The sequence below is a fragment of the Azospirillum baldaniorum genome (assembly GCF_003119195.2).
GTDB lineage: Bacteria > Pseudomonadota > Alphaproteobacteria > Azospirillales > Azospirillaceae > Azospirillum > Azospirillum baldaniorum.
In genome coordinates this window covers 2269098-2285441 of sequence record NZ_CP022253.1, presented here as the reverse complement: position 1 = coordinate 2285441, position 16344 = coordinate 2269098, and the positions used below count along the sequence as shown (strand labels likewise).

Here is a 16344-nt window from a genome sequence, read left to right as displayed (position 1 = left end):
AGGGGGCCGCGTGACCGAGGCGATGGAGTTTCTCCGCGCGGGCGCCGCCGCGCTTCAACGGGGCGACCGGGCGGGGGCGGAGCGCCGGGTCGTCCGCGCGCTGGCGCTGGTCCCCGGCCACGGGGAAGGCTGGAACATCCTGGGTGTGCTGGCCGTCTCCGCAGGCGATCCTGCGGGAGGCGAGGCGCGCTTCCGCCGAGCCTCCGCCTGCGCGCCGGAGAACCCCGCCTACGCGCGCAGCCAGGCGGAGTGCCTGAAGCGCCAGGGGCGGGCGGACCGGGCGGCGGCCCTGCTGGCCGGCGCCGTGCGCTGCGGCGTGCTGTCGCCCGATCTCGCCTGCGACCTTGGTGACCTGCGGCTGCACACGCGCGATATCGGCGCCGCGACGGTGCTGTACCGGCTCGCTCTGGTCCTGGCCCCCGGCCATGTCCGCAGCCAGAACAACATGGCGGAGGCCCTGGGCAAGGCGGAACGGCCGGACGCGGCGGCCGACGCCTTCGCCCGGCTGGCGGTGCTGCGTGGTACAGGGGCCGCCTGGGGGGCGGCGGGGGCGGCGCTGCTGGCGGCGTGGCGGCAGGACGAGGCGCGCGCGGCGCTGCGCCGGGCCGCAGCGCTCGACCCGTCCACGGCCGAGCACTGGGCCAACCTGGGCTTCGCCGGGCTGGGACGGCACGCGGTCGCCCTGGCCGAGGCGGCCTTCGACCGCGCCTTGCGCCTGTCACCGGGGATGGACACGGCGCGGGCGGGGCGGGGGACGCTGCGGATGCTCGCCGGGCGCCTGCGCGACGGAGCGGCGGATTACGAGGCCCGGCTGAGCCTGCCCACCTTCACGCCGCCGCGATTCTACAGCCGGCCTGTCTGGGACGGTCGGGTTCAGCCGGGCCGGACGCTGCTGATCCACGCCGACCGTGGTTATGGCGACGCCATCCAGTTCATCCGCTACGCCCCGCTGCTGCGGGCCCAGGGGATGCGTGTGGTCTTTCACGGGCCGGAGGGTTTGCTCGACCTGTTCCGCGCGTCGGAGCTGGTGGACGACCTGTCCGGCCTCGACGGACCGCCACCGGCCCACGACGTCCAAATCCCCATCATGAGCCTGATCCACCGGATGGGCACCGATCTGGACAGCGTGCCCGCCGCCGTTCCCTATCTGCGGGCGCCCGATACGGCGGTGCGTCGTTGGGCGGACCGGCTGGGCGGGTTGACCGGGGTGAAGGCCGGTCTGGTCTGGCACGGCTCGGTCGCCTTTCCCTATCACCACCAGCGCTCGCCGGGGCTGGAGGCGGTGCTGCCGCTGACCGGCGTCTCCGGCGTGACGACCGTCCTGCTCCAGGTCGCCAATGGCCGTGCGGATCTCGAGCGCCACACCCCGCTCGGCCCGTTCCTCGACCTGGGGACGCAGCTTCGCGATTTCGCGGACACCGCCGCGGCGATCCAGGCGCTGGACATCGTGATCAGCCCCTGCACCGCCGTGGCCCACCTCGCCGGAGCGCTGGGAAAGCCGGTGGCGGTGCTGCTCGACCAAGGGGCGGAGTGGCGCTGGATGTGCGGACGGGTGGATTCGCCCTGGTACCCGACGGCACGCCTCTACCGCCAAGCCGTGTTCGGCGACTGGACGGAGCCGGTGGAGCGGCTGCGCCGCGATCTGGCGGCATTGAAGGAACCCTTGCAGGATCGACCATGACGACACTGTGCGTGACCGGCGCCAACGCGCGCTATTTCATCACCACGCTGGCCTTCCTGGAGGGGCTGACGGGACGCTTTCCGCTGGAGCGGGTGCGCGTCTGCGATTTCGGCCTGACCGACGGGCAGCGCGATTACCTGCGCGCCGCCGGCCTGCTGCTCGACCGCCCGAAGATCCTGCCGGCGGACGCGCATCCCTACCTGTGCAAGGGGCACCTGTCGGACTATTGCGCAGGCGAGGCGTGGGACAGTCTGCTGTGGCTGGACGCCGACATGATGGTGGGAGCCCTCGACCTCGCCGTGGCCGAGCGGCTGGCGGATGACCTCCGGCGCTCCGGCAAGGCGCTCGCCACCACCGACACGGTCGACCGCATGACCTTCGGCGGCATGATGGACGAACTGCACAGCGGCGGCCATTACGTCACGCCGGCGGAACGCCTGTTGCGGGACCGCGGGATCGACCCGGACTCGCCGTACCTGATGTCGGCGCTGATGCTGTGGGTGTCGCGCGGGTTGCTGGCGGAATGGGCGGTGACCTGCCGGGGCGTGCCGCAGCACGCGCTGTGGGAACAGAATGTGCTGAACGCGCTGGTTCTGCCCCATCCCGCCTGCGTGGAGGTGCTCGATGCGCGCCTGTGGCAGGTCTACGACGCGCCTCTGGCCGATGTGACGATGCCGGACCCCCGGGACCGCCATGGCTTCGTGCTCGACGGGCATCCGGCGATGGTCGTCCACGCCACCTCCCGGAAGGGGCATCACCTGGACGCCGACCTCTCGTTGAACTTCGGGGAGCATGTGCTGAAGGGCTATCTGCGCACCTTCGCCAATCCGGCTCTTCAGCAGCAGCACCTGCGCCATCTTGCCGCCGCCGTCACCCGCAACCGCGCCGCCCTGGCGGAGATCGGCGTCCTGCAGCCGCGCTGAGGGTGCGGGAGGCAAGCCCCCCGCACCCGGTCGCTTCGGTCCCCAACCTTGCGGTCACTCCGCCGCCATCGGCTGCGGGGCGGCGGGCTGGCGGAAGCCGTCGAGCAGGGCGGCCTCCTTCGCCTTGGCCGCCTCGACGTTGCGGGCCTTCACCGGGCCGTAGCCGCGCATCTCCTGCGGCAGGCGGGCGATCTCCACCGCCGTGGCGTGGTTGTCGCGGGTCAGGCCGTGCAGGATTTCGCCCATGATCGCTTCGTACTCCGCGATCAGGCGGCGCTCCATGCGGCGCTCGGCCAGCCAGCCGAACGGGTCGAGCGGGCTGCCGCGCAGGCGCTTCCCCCTAGCGAGCAGGCGCAGGGCCTTCAGCATCCACGGGCCGAAGCGCTTCTTCTTCGGCTCGCCGCCGTCCTCGCCGGTCTCGCCCATCACCGGCGGGGCCATGTGGAAGACCAGCTTGTAGTCGCCCTCGAACATCCGCCCGACCTGCTCGACGAAGCCGGTGTCGGTGTAGAGCCGCGCCACCTCATACTCGTCCTTGTAGGCGAGCAGCTTGAAGTAGCCCTTGGCGACGGCCTCGGTCAGGGCGGTGGAGCCGGGGAGCCTCTGCCCCTCGACGCGCCGCGTCCAGTCGACCAGCGCGTGGTAGCGGCTGGCGTAGGCCGCGTCCTGATAATCGGTCAGGAAGGCGGTGCGGCGGGCGATGGCCTCGTCCAGGCTGGCCGACGGGCGGCGCTGGTCGAGGATGAACAGGTCGTGGCCATTGGCGTTGGCGGCGGCCTGCTCCTGCGGCGGGTTGGCGGCGGCCTCCACCGCGGCCAGATCGACGGCGGCGCGGCGGCCCCAGTTGAAGGCGTCGGTGTTCATCTTCACCGCCACGCCGTTCAGTTCGATGGCCTTGAGGATGGCTTCGGCGGTGATCGGGATCAGCCCCTTCTGCCACGCGTAGCCCATCAGGAAGGGGTTGGTGGCGATGCTGTCGCCCATCAGCGCGGTCGCCAGCTTGGTCGCGTCGAAGGCGTTCACCGCCCCCTCGCCGCAGGCCTTGCGGATGTCGGCCACCAGATCACGGACCGGCACGGTGAAGTCCGGCTTCTTCAGGAAGTCCACGGTGATGGTGTCGTGGGTGTTGATGACCGCGCGGGTGTGGCCGTGCGCCATCTTCGACAGGGCGTCGCCCGCCCCGGCGACGATCAGGTCGCAGCCCACCACCGCGTCGGCCCCGCCCGCCGCGATGCGGACGGAATGGATGTCCTCCGGCGTGGCGGCGATGCGGATGTGGCTGGTCACAGCACCACCCTTCTGGGCGAGGCCGGTCATGTCGAGCACGCCGACGCCCTTGCCCTCGATGTGGGCGGCCATGCCGAGCAGAGCGCCGATGGTCACCACGCCGGTACCGCCGACGCCGGTGACGTAGATGCCCCAGGGCCGGTCGAGCGCGGGGAGGGTGGGGGTGCGCAGGTCGGACGGGTCGGCCCCGGCCTTGGCGGCGGCCGGTTTCGGCTTGCGGAGCTGGCCGCCCTCCACCGTCACGAAGCTCGGGCAGAAACCCTTGGTGCAGGAATAGTCCTTGTTGCAGCTCGACTGGTCGATCTGGCGCTTGCGCCCGAACTCGGTCTCCAGCGGCACCACCGACACGCAGGAGGATTTGGCGGAACAGTCGCCGCAGCCCTCGCAGACCAGTTCGTTGATGATCACGCGCTTGGCCGGATCGACCAGCTTGCCGCGCTTGCGGCGGCGCCGCTTCTCGGTGGCGCAGGTCTGGTCGTAGATCAGGACGCTGACGCCGGACACCTCGCGCATCTCCTTCTGCACGCGCTCCAGGTCATCGCGGTGCTCGACGCTGGTGTATTGCGGCAGGCCGTCGCCGATGCCGTACTTCTCCGGCTCGTCGGAGACGACGACGATGCGGCCCACGCCCTCGGCGCGGAGCTGGTTGGCGAGCGACTGTACGGTCAGTGTGCCGTCCACCGGCTGGCCACCGGTCATCGCCACGGCGTCGTTGAACAGGATCTTGTAGGTGATGTTGGCCTTCGCCGCGATGGCCTGCCGGATCGCCAGGATGCCGGAGTGGTAGTAGGTGCCGTCGCCGAGGTTGGCGAAGATGTGCTTTTCCTCGGTGAAGGGCGCCTGACCGACCCAAGGCACGCCCTCGCCGCCCATCTGGGTGAAGGTGTCGGTCTTGCGGTCCAGCCACGTCGCCATGTAGTGGCAGCCGATGCCACCCAGCGCCCGGCTGCCCTCCGGCACATGGGTGGAGGTGTTGTGCGGGCAGCCGGAGCAGAAGGTCGGCTTCCGGATGACACGGGCCTGATGGGCCTTCTGCTTTTCCTGGGCGTCGAGGAAGGCGACGCGGCGCTTCAGGGTCTCGTTGTCGACGAAGCGCTCCAGCCGACGCCCGATGACCACGGCGATCTGCGCAGGCGACAGCTCGCCGGCGGAGGGGAGGATCCACTCGCCATGCTCGTCGAACTTGCCGACCACCTTCGGGCGGACGTCAGGATGCCAGTTGTAGAGCTGCTCCTTGAGCTGGTTCTCGATGACCGCGCGCTTCTCCTCGACCACGACGATCTCGTCGAGCCCCTCGGCGAAGTGGCGCACGCCGTCGCGCTCCAGCGGCCAGGGCATGCCGACCTTGTAGACGGTCAGGCCCCAGTCGGCGGCCATCTCCTCGGTAATGCCCAGCTCGTCGAAGGCCTGCCGGACGTCCAGATAGCTCTTGCCGGTGGTGACGATGCCGAAGCGCGGGCGCGGCGAGGCCATCATCACCTTGTCCAGCCGGTTGGCACGCGCGAACGCCAGGGCGGCGTACAGCTTGTGCTTCATCAGCCGGTATTCCTGCTCCAGCGGCGGGTCGGGCCAGCGGATGTTCAGGCCGCCTGGGGGCATCGGGAAGTCGGCGGGGACGATCGGGCTGACGCGGTGCGGGTCGATGGTCACCGACGCCGAGGTGTCCACCGTTTCGGCAATCGTCTTCATGGCGATCCAGCAGCCGGAATAGCGGCTCATCGCCCAGCCGATCAGGCCGTAATCCAGGATCTCCTGCACGCCCGACGGGTTCAGCACCGGGATCATCGCGTGCATGAAGGCGTGTTCGGACTGGTGCGGGAAGGTCGAGGACTTGGCGTTGTGGTCGTCGCCGGTCAGCACCAGCACGCCGCCGTTGCGCGAGGTGCCGGCGGCGTTGGCGTGCTTGAACACGTCGCCCGACCGGTCGACGCCCGGACCCTTGCCGTACCACATGGAATAGACGCCGTCGTACTTGGCGCCGGGGAACATGCCGACCTGCTGGCTGCCCCACACCGCGGTGGCGCCCAGCTCCTCGTTCACGCCGGGCTGGAAGCGGATGTGGTTCTTCTCCAGGAACTTGCGCGCGTTCCACAAATTCTGGTCGAAGCCGCCCAAGGGCGATCCGCGGTAACCCGAAATGAAACAGGCGGTGTTCAATCCGGCGGCAAGATCGCGCTGGCGCTGCATCATCGGAAGGCGCACCAGCGCCTGGGTTCCCGTCAGGTACACGCGCCCTTGTTCAAGCGCGTACTTGTCATCAAGGGTCACGGTTGCGAGAGCCATTGTTCCATCCCCTTTGTGGCGCCCTGAAAAGCGCTGTTCGGGGCGCGTTCGCCGCGCCGCTTCTTGTGTTTGTTCGACAAGCAAAAAGGTAACGAAGGCTGTCTTATTCGGCAACCGGCGCCGGGCCTCCTCCTGCAAAAAGCAAGGAACGGTCCGGCGCTCGCAGCGCTGTGAAACGGACGGGCGGGAATCGCCCTTCGGCGGGACATTCCCGCTCGCGTCCATGAGTGCGTCACCCTTGCCCCCACCCCGGCCCTCCCCCGCTGCGCAGGGGAGGGTGCCTTCTGCGAAACGGCGTCCGTACCCTCCCCTGCGTTAGCGGGGGAGGGTTAGGGTGGGGGCTCCTTACCCGATATGGGAAGTCTTCAGGCGGGCGGCAGGGGAGAATGATCAGGAGAATGACCGGCGGAATGACCCGCTTCGCTCCCGTGATCCGGAGCGCCGAAGGTGCCGTCCGGCCACAGGCTGGGGCCGTTGCCGTCGCGCAGGCTGAGGCTGCGCACCATGGCGCGCAGGGCGACGATCATCACCCGCAGGGCGGCGGAGGAGTCGGCCCCGCCGCCGATGCTGATGGTCCAGCGCAGGGCGTCCATATGGGCCTGCACCGCCTCCTGGAAGCTCTCCCCGTCATGGTCCACCCAGGTAATGCAAGTGGACAGCGACGCGACGATGGCGGTGGCCGCGGCGTTGCCGGAGGCGGCCAACTGCAGGTCGGACACCGCGTGGCGCAGCCGCGTGCCCAGCGCGTCGGGGCAGGCCAGCGCCCTCTCCATCCGGTCGAGCGCCAGCACCAGGCGGACCATCTTCGGGTCGGTCGAGCGCAGCGGACCCGTTCCCGCCGTGGACGGGCCGGACAGGCGGGGCGGCGGAGGCGGCAGGCGCAGCGGCGCAGGGGCGGAGGAGATCACCGGGCGGGCCGGCGCCGGGCGGGAATGCTGCGGCGTGTTGTTGTTCGTCGGCTTCGCCGTTGCCGCCTCGGCTTGGGAGCGGCCGCCCCGCCGCGGGTTGTTCAGCACGGTTTCGATCCGCCGGGCGATGGTGGCGGCGGAGGCCGGCTTGGCGAGCACGGTGTCCGCCCCGGCGTCCCAGGCGGCGCGCACGGTGGCGACGTCGGCGTTGGCGGTCAGCACGATGATCGGCAGATCGGGGCTGAGGCAGCTGGCCGAGCCGCGCACCCAGCGGACGAGCTGCCCGCCGCCCACCGGTTCCATCACCCAGTCGGTGACCATCAGGTCGTAGGGCTCCCGGCGCAGCAGCTCCATGGCCTCCTGCCCGTTGGCGGCGGGGGCGACCTGACCGACCCCCCAATGTTCCAGCATGTCCCGCAGCGCCCGCAGCAGCAGCGGGTTGTTCTCGACGACCAGGATCTTCAGATGGGTCGGGTAGCGGCGCGGCATGTCGGGTCCGAAGGTTCGGGAACGAAGCGTTACCGAATATCCGAACGCCGCCCTGGGATTTCAGGACGCGGAGACGTGTTAGCGCCAATCGGCGCGCGACCGGGGGAGCCTCTTCGCCTCATGGAGAGCGCCTGGTCTTCGGCTCCCCCGTCCGGGGACTTGGTCGAGGTCCGGGGTGCCTCTAGCGGACCAATGCCAGATCCTTCAGGACGGCCACCTCGTGGGCCTGCTCGTCCAGGCGGGCCTTCACGGCGTCACCGATGGAGATCACCCCGGCGAGATCGCCCGCCTCGTTGCAGACCGGCACATGGCGGTGGCGGCGCAGAGTCATCATCTGCATCAGGTCCTTGATCGTGTCCTCCGGCCGGCAGGTCTTGACCTGACGGGTCATCAGATCCTCCACCGGCATGTCGAGCGCGTCGGCGCCATGCATCGCCACGGCGCGGACGATGTCGCGCTCCGACAGGATGCCGGCCAGCCGGCCCCGGCGGTCGCACACCACCAGGGCGCCGATGCGCCGGTCGGTCAGCGTGCGGGCGGCGGTCCGGATGGATTCGGACGGCAGGATCGATGCGACATTGTGGCCTTTGCGGTTCAGAACCTCGGAAACGACGGTCATGTCCACCCTCCCTCTTTGGGGTTGGCGAATCGGCGGGATCCGATTCGGAATGAGCCTGGAGCGACCGGCGGTTCCGGCAAGGGCTTGGCGGTCCGGATTGGAAAATCGGTTTTGCCGCTTCGACGGGGCCGCTATGCATGAATGCATGGCAACCGTCGGGTGGCGGGGGAAAGGGAGCGCGCGCATGACCACCGAGCAGAAGGTTCTTCGCCTGTCCATCGCCGTCACGGTGCTGCTGGCGGGTGCCGGCATCCTGTTCGGCCTGCTGTCAGGCTCCTTCGCCATCGTCTTCGACGGCATCTATGCGCTGGTGGACGCCAGCATGACGATGGTGACGCTGCTGGTGTCCAACCTGATCGCCGCCTCGACCGCCGCCTTAAGCACTGGCGGCCCGCGCCGCGGCAAGCTGGCCGAGCGCTTCACCATGGGCTTCTGGCATCTCGAACCCATGGTCCTCGGGCTGAACGCCACCCTGCTGATTGGGGCGGCGATCTACGCGCTCATCAACGCCGTAGGCAGTCTGATGACCGGCGGGCGCGACCTCGCCTTCGACCACGCGATCGTCTACGCGGCGGTGACCGTTCTCGTGGCGGCCGGCATGGCGGTCTTCGCGACGCGGGCGAACCGGACGGTCCGCTCCGATTTCCTGGCGCTCGACGCGAAGGCCTGGATCATGTCGGCGGCGCTCACCGCGGCGCTGCTCGTCGCCTTCGTCTTCGGGTATCTGATCCAGGGCACCCGGCTTCAATGGATGTCGCCCTACATCGACCCGGCGGCGCTGGCCCTGGTCTGTCTGGTGGTCATTCCCATCCCGGTCGGCACGATGCGGCGGGCGCTGGCCGACATCCTGCTGGTCACGCCCGCCGACCTCAAGCGGCACGTCGACGCCGTCGCGTCGGACATCGTGCGGCGGCACGGCTTTTCCTCTTACCGCGCCTATGTCGCGCGGGTGGGGCGGGGACGGCAGATCGAGCTGTTCTTCATCGTCCCGAGCGGCTGGCCGCCGCGCACGCTGGAGGCGTGGGACAAAATCCGCGACGAGGTGGGTGCGGCGATCGGTGGCGAAGGCCCCGACCGCTGGCTCACCATCGTCTTCACCAGCGACCCGGAATGGGCGGAATGACGGCCTGTCCTATGGACGGGCCGGAGCGCGTCCATTAGCTTTCCGTGAGAAACGGAGCGCGTGGCGCGGGAGGGTGACGGGATGGCTGGCAATTGCTGTGGCGGTTCTTGCGGGAGTGGCGGGGGCGGCGGTCGTCCGTACGGCGGGCTGCCAAAGGGTGGGTGGCAGGCCGACTACCGCCGCACCCTGCGCATGGCGCTGGTCGTCAACGGGCTGATGGCCGCCGTCGCCCTGGCCGCGGGGCTGGAGACGCAGTCCATGGCCTTGCGGGCGAGCGCGCTGGATGCCCTGGCGGCCGCGCTGGCCCACGGCGTCGGCCTGTGGATCATGGGGCGGGGGCTGGAGGCCCGTGGCTGGGCCACGCTGGCGCGAGGGCTGGCGCTGACCGTCCTCGGGCTGGGGGTGGTGGCCGCGACGGCGTGGAGCGCCTACGCCGGCACGGTTCCCGACGCGCCGGTGATGAGCCTCGTCGCGCTTCTCGGCGTGGGAGCGAGCCTGTCGGTGGCAGTCCTGCTGTTCGCCGGACGGCGCGGCGGAGTGTCGCTGCGCGCGGTCTGGCTGTGCGCCCGCAACGGCGTGCTGACCAACGCCGCGGTGATGATGGCGGCGGCGGGCGCCTGGACGATGGGGCAGGGCTGGCCGGACCATCTGGTCGCCGCGGTCATCGCCGCCACGGTGCTGTCCGCCGCCGTCACGGCGCTGCGGCAGGCGGTGGCCGAACTGCGCGCGTGGCATGCCCCCGTTGACCCGACCGAGCTGGGCAAGGGGGCTTGACAGGGCCGCATCCCTGTGGCGAACTCGACGCCATGATTTTCGCTGCGCCCTCCCTGTCGTGTCGTTGGTGGTGGCCCGTCTAACCGGGCCGGCCAGCCGACGCGCGTGAGCGCACACACCATCGAAAGGCCGCCCGGAGCTTCCGGGCGGCCTTTTTCCTGACCAGGGAATCCAGGTGTCGAGCAAGGGAACTCCGGGTGTCCGTCCACCAACGGATCGACCATCGGAGACTCCGCCATGTACCCCGCCGACCTCCTCGCCTCGCCCAGCCTCCTCGAACCGCTGCGTTTCCAAACGCGCGGCGGCGTGGCCGTGACCCGCTGCGCCACGGCGCTCGACCCGCAGGGCGCCCTCGATCCGGTGATCGACGCGCTCGACCGTCGCCGCGGCCTGCTGCTCTCCAGCGGGGTAGAGGCGCCGGGCCGTTACCGCCGCCACGCGCTGGGCTTCACCGATCCGCCGCTGGCCGTCACGGCGCGCGGGCGGACGCTGCGCATCGACGCGCTGAACGCGCGGGGCCGGGTGTTGCTGCCGGCCGTTGCCGAGGCCCTGCGCGGCCTGGAGGCGCTGGCCGGGCTGGAGGAGGCGCCGTCGCGCGTCACCGCCCTGGTCCGCAAGCCCCAGCACCCCTTCCCGGAGGAGGAGCGCAGCCGCCAGCCCTCCCTCTTCTCGGTCCTGCGCGCGGTGCTGAACCTGTTCGCCGCCCCCGACGACCCGCTGCTCGGCCTCTACGGGGCCTTCGCCTACGACCTCGCCTTCCAGTTCGAGCCGATCCGCCTGCGGCTGGAGCGGCCGGACGACCAGCGCGATCTGGTGCTCTACCTGCCGGACCGGCTCGTCGTTTTGGACCCCGTCGCAGGACTCGCGCGGCTCGTCGAGTATGAGTTCGCCACGGCGGCGGGCAGCACCGAGGGGCTGGAGCGCGCCGGGCGCGACCACCCGTACCGCCCCGACACCAACGCCGAGGGCGGATGCGACCACGCGCCCGGCGCGTATCAGCGCGTCGTCGAGACCGCCAAGGCCGCCTTCCGCCGCGGCGACCTGTTCGAGGTGGTGCCCGGCCAGACCTTCGCCGAGCCCTGCGCCGACGCCCCCTCGGCGGTGTTCCGCCGGCTGCGCGCCGCCAACCCGGCGCCCTACGAGGCCTTCGTCAACCTCGGGCGGGGCGAGTTCCTCGTCGCCGCCAGCCCGGAAATGTATGTGCGGGTGGCGGGCGGTCGAATGGGCGGGCGGGTGGAGACCTGCCCGATCTCCGGCACCGTGGCGCGCGGGGCCGACGCGCTGGGCGACGCCGCGCAGGTCCTTCGCCTGCTGACCTCGGCCAAGGACGCGGCCGAACTGACCATGTGCACCGACGTCGACCGCAACGACAAGGCGCGGGTGTGCGAGCCTGGGTCCGTCCGGGTGATCGGGCGGCGGATGATCGAACTGTACTCCCGCCTGATCCACACGGTGGACCATGTCGAGGGGCGGCTGCGGCCCGGCCTGGACGCGCTGGACGCCTTCCTCACCCACACCTGGGCGGTGACGGTGACCGGGGCGCCCAAGCGCTGGGCCATGCAGTTCCTGGAGGACACGGAGCAGTCGCCGCGGCGCTGGTACGGCGGGGCCTTCGGCCGGCTGGGCTTCGACGGCGGGATGGACACCGGCCTGACCCTGCGCACCATCCGCATGGCCGAGGGCGTCGCCTACGTGCGGGCCGGGGCGACCCTGCTGTCCGACAGCGACCCGGACGCGGAGGACGCGGAGTGCCGCCTGAAGGCCGCCGCCTTCCGCGACGCCATCCGCGGGGTGACGGAAGGCGTGGCGTGCGCTCTTCCGGCGGCTCCCAACGGCGGGCGGGGCCGGCGGGTGCTGCTGGTGGATCACGACGACAGCTTCGTCCACACGCTGGCCGATTACCTGCGCCAGACCGGCGCGTCGGTGATGACGCTGCGTCACGGCCACGCGCGGGCGGCGCTGGCGGAGCGGAGGCCGGATCTGGTCGTGCTGTCCCCCGGTCCGGGGCGCCCGGCGGATTTCAACGTGGCCGGCACCATCGACGCGGCGCTGGCGCTCGGCCTGCCGGTGTTCGGCGTCTGCCTGGGCTTGCAGGGGATGGTGGAGCGGTTCGGCGGTGCGCTGGACGTGCTGCCGGAGCCGGTCCACGGCAAGGCGACGGAGGTCCGTGTGCTGGGCGGCGCGCTGTTCGCCGGCCTGCCGGAGCGGATGAGGGTTGGGCGCTACCACTCGCTGGTGGCGCGGCGCGACCGGCTGCCGGCGGACCTGACGGTGACCGCGGAGACCGCCGACGGTCTGGTGATGGCGGTCGAGCACCGGCGGCTTCCGCTCGCCGCCGTGCAGTTCCACCCCGAGTCGATCCTGTCGCTCGACGGTGGGGCCGGTCTCGCCCTGCTGGGCAACGTGATGGACCGGCTGGCCGCCGGCGCCCTGACGGACGCTGCGGCTTGATCGGGGCGGCGTAACGGGGAAGGAGCCGGGGGTGGTTACTCCACCATCCCCAGCGCTTCCTTGTAGAGTTCCAGGATGGCTTCCTGCTCCTGGCGGTCGGCCTTGTCCATTTTGCGCAGCCGGATGATCTGGCGGATGATCTTGGTGTCGAAACCGGTGCCCTTGGCCTCGGAGTAGACCTCCTTGATGTCCTCCTGCAGGCCGCGCTTCTCTTCTTCCAGGCGCTCGATGCGCTCCACGAAGGATTTCAGGCGATCCGCCGCAATGCCGCCGACGTCGGACATGATAAGGGTAACCTCAAATTGGGTGCTTCCGGGGAATCCGGCGCGGACGATATCGGCGGGCGCCGTCGATGGCAAGCGACTCCCGGCGTCATCGGCACGGATGCCACAGGGCGCGGCAAAGCGCGCAAGGTCTCGGCCGGGTGTGCCCGGATAGTGGGATACGCCCGTGGCGACGAGCGCCGTGTCGGAGGACGCCTGATGCGAAAGACCGATGGCGGGAGCGTGCGAAAGCGGCGACCTTGCACTTTCCGTTGCACGCGGGCGTGCCAACCCTCTCCGGGCTGTTGCGCCGCACCCATCACCGCTGGTAATACCATCGACGCTCAAGAGCTTCACAAAGTCACATAAATCCGGCATTGATGCCGACGGTCTAGGCCGATTGCACGCAAATCGGCCACTTGCGGCAGGGGAGATAAAGAACCATGAAAATCGCCATACCCAGGGAGCGGCGCGCGGGCGAGAATCGCGTCGCGGCGTCTCCGGAGACGGTCAAGAAACTCAAAGCCCTCAGCCTGGAAGTGGTCGTGGAGACCGGGGCCGGTCTGGGCTCGAACCTGCCGGACCGGGTGTATCAGGACGCCGGCGCGGAGATCGCGCCGGACGCCGCGTCGGCGCTGGCCGACGCCGACATCGTGCTGAAGGTGCAGCGCCCGCTGCTGGCCGGGGAGGGGGACCTCGACGAGCTGGCGCTGATCAAGCGCGGCGCGCTGCTGTTCGCCATCCTCAACCCCTACAACAGCCGCGACCACGTGGCGGCCTACGCCGCGGCCGGGGTGAACGCCTTCGCCATGGAGTTCATGCCGCGCATCACCCGCGCCCAGGTCATGGACGTGCTGTCCTCGCAGGCCAACCTCGCCGGCTACAAGGCGGTGATCGATGCGGCCAGCGAGTACGGCCGCGCCTACCCGATGATGATGACCGCGGCGGGCACGGTGCCGCCGGCCCGCGCCTTCATCATGGGTGTCGGCGTCGCCGGGCTGCAGGCCATCGCCACGGCCAAGCGGCTGGGCGCCATCGTCTCGGCGACCGACGTGCGTCCGGCGGTCAAGGAGCAGGTGCAGTCGCTGGGCGGCAGCTTCGTCGCGGTGGAGAACGACGAGTTCAAGCAGGCCGAGACGGCGGGCGGCTACGCCAAGGAGATGTCCGACGACTACAAGCGCCAGCAGGCGGCGCTGGTGGCCGAGCACATCAAGAAGCAGGACATCGTCATCACCACGGCGCTGATCCCCGGGCGCAAGGCGCCGATCCTGGTGACGCGCGAGCATGTCGCCTCGATGAAGCCGGGCTCGGTGCTGATCGATCTGGCGGTGGAGCAGGGCGGCAACGTCGAGGGCTCGGAGCTGGGCAAGGTCGTCACCACGGAGAACGGGGTGAAGATCGTCGGCCACGCCAACTACCCCAGCCGCATCGCCGAGAGCGCCTCGCTGCTCTACGCCAAGAACCTGCTCGCTCTGCTGCAGTCGCTGCACGACAAGGAGAAGGGCGTCACGCTCAACTGGGACGACGAGATCGTGAAGGCCATCGCGCTCACCCGCGATGGGCAGGTCGTTCATCCCGCCTTCGCCGGCCAGACGGTCTAAAGGCCGGACGGAATTAGGGAGAGACACATGGATCAGACTCAATTGTCCAACCGCGTCGCCGAGCTGAAGGCCCAGCTCGCCGCGGCCAGCCAGCAGATCGACGCGCTCGCCGCCCAGGCCGCCGCGCTCGGCCACGCCGCTCCCGTCGCGGACGCGGCGAGCCACGGCAACTTCTTCATCACCGGCCTGACGGTGTTCGTGCTGGCCTGCTTCGTCGGCTACTACGTGGTGTGGCGGGTGACGCCGGCGCTGCACTCGCCGCTGATGGCGGTGACCAACGCGGTGTCCTCGGTGATCATCGTCGGTGCCCTGATCGCCGCCGGCCCCGCGGGGTTCGGCTTCTCCAAGATCATGGGCTTCCTCGCGGTCATCCTGGCCAGCGTCAACATCTTCGGCGGCTTCCTGGTCACCCAGCGCATGCTGTCGATGTTCAAGAAGAAGGGCAAGTAACCATGGAAACCCTGTCCGCCCTTCTCTATCTGGTCGCTTCGGTCTGCTTCATCATGGCCCTGCGCGGCCTGTCCAGCCCGGAGACCTCCCGCCAGGGCAACTTCTTCGGCATGGCCGGCATGACCATCGCCGTGCTGACCACGCTGGCCCTGCCCATCGTCCAGTCCTACTGGATGATCGTGCTCGGCATCGCGATCGGCGGCGGCATCGGCTACGTCATCGCCAAGAAGATCGAGATGACCGCCCTGCCGCAGCTCGTCGCCGCCTTCCACTCGCTGGTCGGTCTGGCCGCGGTGTTCGTGGCGCTGTCGGCCTTCTATTCGCCCGAGGCCTACGGCATCGGCGTGCCCGGCGCCATCGCCAAGGGCTCGCTGGTCGAGATGGCGCTGGGCACCGCCATCGGCGCCATCACCTTCACCGGCTCGATCGTCGCGTTTGCCAAGCTGCAGGGCCTGGTCACCGGCAAGCCGCTGGTCTTCCCCTTCCAGCACCACCTCAACGCCGCCCTCGGTGTGCTGACCATCCTGCTCATCGTCTGGCTGGTGCAGAGCAACTCCGGCGTGGCGATGTGGATCATCGTTCTGGTTGCTCTGGCGCTCGGCTTCCTGCTGATCCTGCCGATCGGCGGCGCCGACATGCCGGTGGTCATCTCGATGCTGAACAGCTACTCGGGCTGGGCGGCGGCGGGCATCGGCTTCACGCTGCAGAACAACCTGCTGATCGTCACGGGCGCGCTGGTCGGCTCGTCGGGCGCGATCCTGTCCTACATCATGTGCAAGGGCATGAACCGCTCGATCTTCAACGTCATCCTGGGCGGCTTCGGCGGCGACAGCGGGGCGGCGTCGGCGGCGGCCGGCGGCGGTGAGCGCGGCACGGTCAAGGCCGGCTCGCCGGAGGACGCGGCCTACATCATGAAGAACGCCCAGTCGGTGATCATCGTCCCCGGCTATGGCATGGCGGTGGCCCAGGCCCAGCACGCGCTGCGCGAGATGGCCGACCTGCTGAAGAAGGAAGGCGTCGAGGTCAAGTACGCCATCCATCCGGTGGCGGGGCGCATGCCCGGGCACATGAACGTGCTGCTGGCCGAGGCCAACGTGCCCTACGACGAGGTGTTCGAGCTGGAGGACATCAACCGCGACTTCGGCACCGCGGACGTGGCCTTCGTGATCGGCGCCAACGACGTGACCAATCCGGCGGCCAAGACCGATCCGCAGTCGCCGATCTACGGCATGCCGATCCTCGACGTCGAGAAGGCCAAGACGGTGTTCTTCATCAAGCGCGGCATGGCCGCCGGCTACGCCGGCGTCGAGAACGAGCTGTTCTTCCGCCCCAACACCATGATGCTGTTCGGCGACGCCAAGAAGGTCACCGAAGAGGTCGTGAAGTCGATGGAGTAACCCGCGGCGTCACGGCCGTGGAGTAGGATGAACCCCCGGGGCCGGCTCGCCCCGGGGGTTTCTTTTTGCCATCACAAGAAACGGAGAGAGGACGC

At 69.9% G+C, this 16344-nt stretch carries 11 protein-coding genes and 1 pseudogene; 8 read left to right on the top strand and 4 right to left on the bottom strand.

The window, feature by feature from the left end; all coding sequences use genetic code 11:
- Positions 1-10 precede the first annotated feature (10 nt).
- Complete coding sequence (locus tag Sp245p_RS10850; protein WP_129557164.1) at positions 11-1681, top strand: tetratricopeptide repeat protein; 1671 nt, start codon at positions 11-13, stop codon at positions 1679-1681.
- On the top strand, positions 1678-2604 hold the full coding sequence (locus Sp245p_RS10845) for a hypothetical protein (RefSeq protein WP_014239959.1): 927 nt from the start codon (positions 1678-1680) through the stop codon (positions 2602-2604). The genes Sp245p_RS10850 and Sp245p_RS10845 overlap by 4 nt, the downstream gene beginning before the upstream one ends.
- A 54-nt stretch (positions 2605-2658) precedes the next feature.
- Here Sp245p_RS10845 and Sp245p_RS10840 read toward each other — a convergent pair.
- The 3 genes and pseudogenes from Sp245p_RS10840 to Sp245p_RS10830 all read right to left on the bottom strand — a co-directional run.
- Positions 2659-6177, bottom strand: a pseudogene (locus Sp245p_RS10840) (indolepyruvate ferredoxin oxidoreductase family protein); the annotation flags it as partial.
- 362 nt (positions 6178-6539) lie between these two features.
- Positions 6540-7571, bottom strand: coding sequence for a response regulator (locus Sp245p_RS10835; protein ID WP_014239960.1), 1032 nt, complete (start codon positions 7569-7571; stop codon positions 6540-6542).
- 181 nt (positions 7572-7752) lie between these two features.
- Positions 7753-8190: a CBS domain-containing protein gene (locus tag Sp245p_RS10830; RefSeq protein WP_014239962.1), complete on the bottom strand. Its 438-nt coding sequence runs from the start codon at positions 8188-8190 to the stop codon at positions 7753-7755.
- Between the two features lie 184 nt (positions 8191-8374).
- Between Sp245p_RS10830 and Sp245p_RS10825 the strand changes: the two genes are divergently transcribed.
- The 3 genes from Sp245p_RS10825 (at position 8375) to Sp245p_RS10815 (ending at position 12538) form a co-directional block, all read left to right on the top strand.
- Positions 8375-9313: a cation diffusion facilitator family transporter gene (locus tag Sp245p_RS10825; protein WP_014239963.1), complete on the top strand. Its 939-nt coding sequence runs from the start codon at positions 8375-8377 to the stop codon at positions 9311-9313.
- Between the two features lie 81 nt (positions 9314-9394).
- Positions 9395-10087: a cation efflux transmembrane domain-containing protein gene (locus Sp245p_RS10820; protein WP_014239964.1), complete on the top strand. Its 693-nt coding sequence runs from the start codon at positions 9395-9397 to the stop codon at positions 10085-10087.
- A gap of 237 nt (positions 10088-10324) precedes the next feature.
- Positions 10325-12538 (top strand): anthranilate synthase, encoded by a 2214-nt coding sequence (locus tag Sp245p_RS10815; protein ID WP_014239965.1) that lies wholly within the window; start codon positions 10325-10327, stop codon positions 12536-12538.
- 35 nt (positions 12539-12573) lie between these two features.
- On the opposite strand, the gene Sp245p_RS10810 is transcribed toward Sp245p_RS10815, so the two are convergent.
- Positions 12574-12822, bottom strand: a complete 249-nt coding sequence (locus tag Sp245p_RS10810) for a DUF2312 domain-containing protein (protein WP_014239966.1) — start codon at positions 12820-12822, stop codon at positions 12574-12576.
- A 422-nt stretch (positions 12823-13244) separates the two neighbouring features.
- On the opposite strand from Sp245p_RS10810, the gene Sp245p_RS10805 reads away from it, so the two are divergent.
- From Sp245p_RS10805 to Sp245p_RS10795, 3 genes are read left to right on the top strand one after another with little or no spacing between them, the layout of a single operon-like run.
- Positions 13245-14402, top strand: a complete 1158-nt coding sequence (locus Sp245p_RS10805) for a Re/Si-specific NAD(P)(+) transhydrogenase subunit alpha (RefSeq protein WP_014239967.1) — start codon at positions 13245-13247, stop codon at positions 14400-14402.
- A 27-nt stretch (positions 14403-14429) separates the two neighbouring features.
- Positions 14430-14852 (top strand): NAD(P) transhydrogenase subunit alpha part 2, encoded by a 423-nt coding sequence (locus tag Sp245p_RS10800; protein WP_014239968.1) that lies wholly within the window; start codon positions 14430-14432, stop codon positions 14850-14852.
- Between the two features lie 2 nt (positions 14853-14854).
- On the top strand, positions 14855-16249 hold the full coding sequence (locus Sp245p_RS10795; RefSeq protein WP_014239969.1) for an NAD(P)(+) transhydrogenase (Re/Si-specific) subunit beta: 1395 nt from the start codon (positions 14855-14857) through the stop codon (positions 16247-16249).
- Positions 16250-16344: the final 95 nt, after the last annotated feature.

Excerpts from the sequence above, each read along its gene's own strand:
- Sp245p_RS10845 (WP_014239959.1), top strand. The coding sequence starts at position 1,678 with ATGACGACACTGTGCGTGACCGGCGCCAACGCGCGCTATTTCATCACC.
- Sp245p_RS10835 (WP_014239960.1), bottom strand. The coding sequence starts at position 7,571 with ATGCCGCGCCGCTACCCGACCCATCTGAAGATCCTGGTCGTCGAGAAC.
- Sp245p_RS10830 (WP_014239962.1), bottom strand. The coding sequence starts at position 8,190 with ATGACCGTCGTTTCCGAGGTTCTGAACCGCAAAGGCCACAATGTCGCA.
- Sp245p_RS10825 (WP_014239963.1), top strand. The coding sequence starts at position 8,375 with ATGACCACCGAGCAGAAGGTTCTTCGCCTGTCCATCGCCGTCACGGTG.
- Sp245p_RS10820 (WP_014239964.1), top strand. The coding sequence starts at position 9,395 with ATGGCTGGCAATTGCTGTGGCGGTTCTTGCGGGAGTGGCGGGGGCGGC.
- Sp245p_RS10815 (WP_014239965.1), top strand. The coding sequence starts at position 10,325 with ATGTACCCCGCCGACCTCCTCGCCTCGCCCAGCCTCCTCGAACCGCTG.
- Sp245p_RS10810 (WP_014239966.1), bottom strand. The coding sequence starts at position 12,822 with ATGTCCGACGTCGGCGGCATTGCGGCGGATCGCCTGAAATCCTTCGTG.
- Sp245p_RS10805 (WP_014239967.1), top strand. The coding sequence starts at position 13,245 with ATGAAAATCGCCATACCCAGGGAGCGGCGCGCGGGCGAGAATCGCGTC.
- Sp245p_RS10800 (WP_014239968.1), top strand. The coding sequence starts at position 14,430 with ATGGATCAGACTCAATTGTCCAACCGCGTCGCCGAGCTGAAGGCCCAG.
- Sp245p_RS10795 (WP_014239969.1), top strand. The coding sequence starts at position 14,855 with ATGGAAACCCTGTCCGCCCTTCTCTATCTGGTCGCTTCGGTCTGCTTC.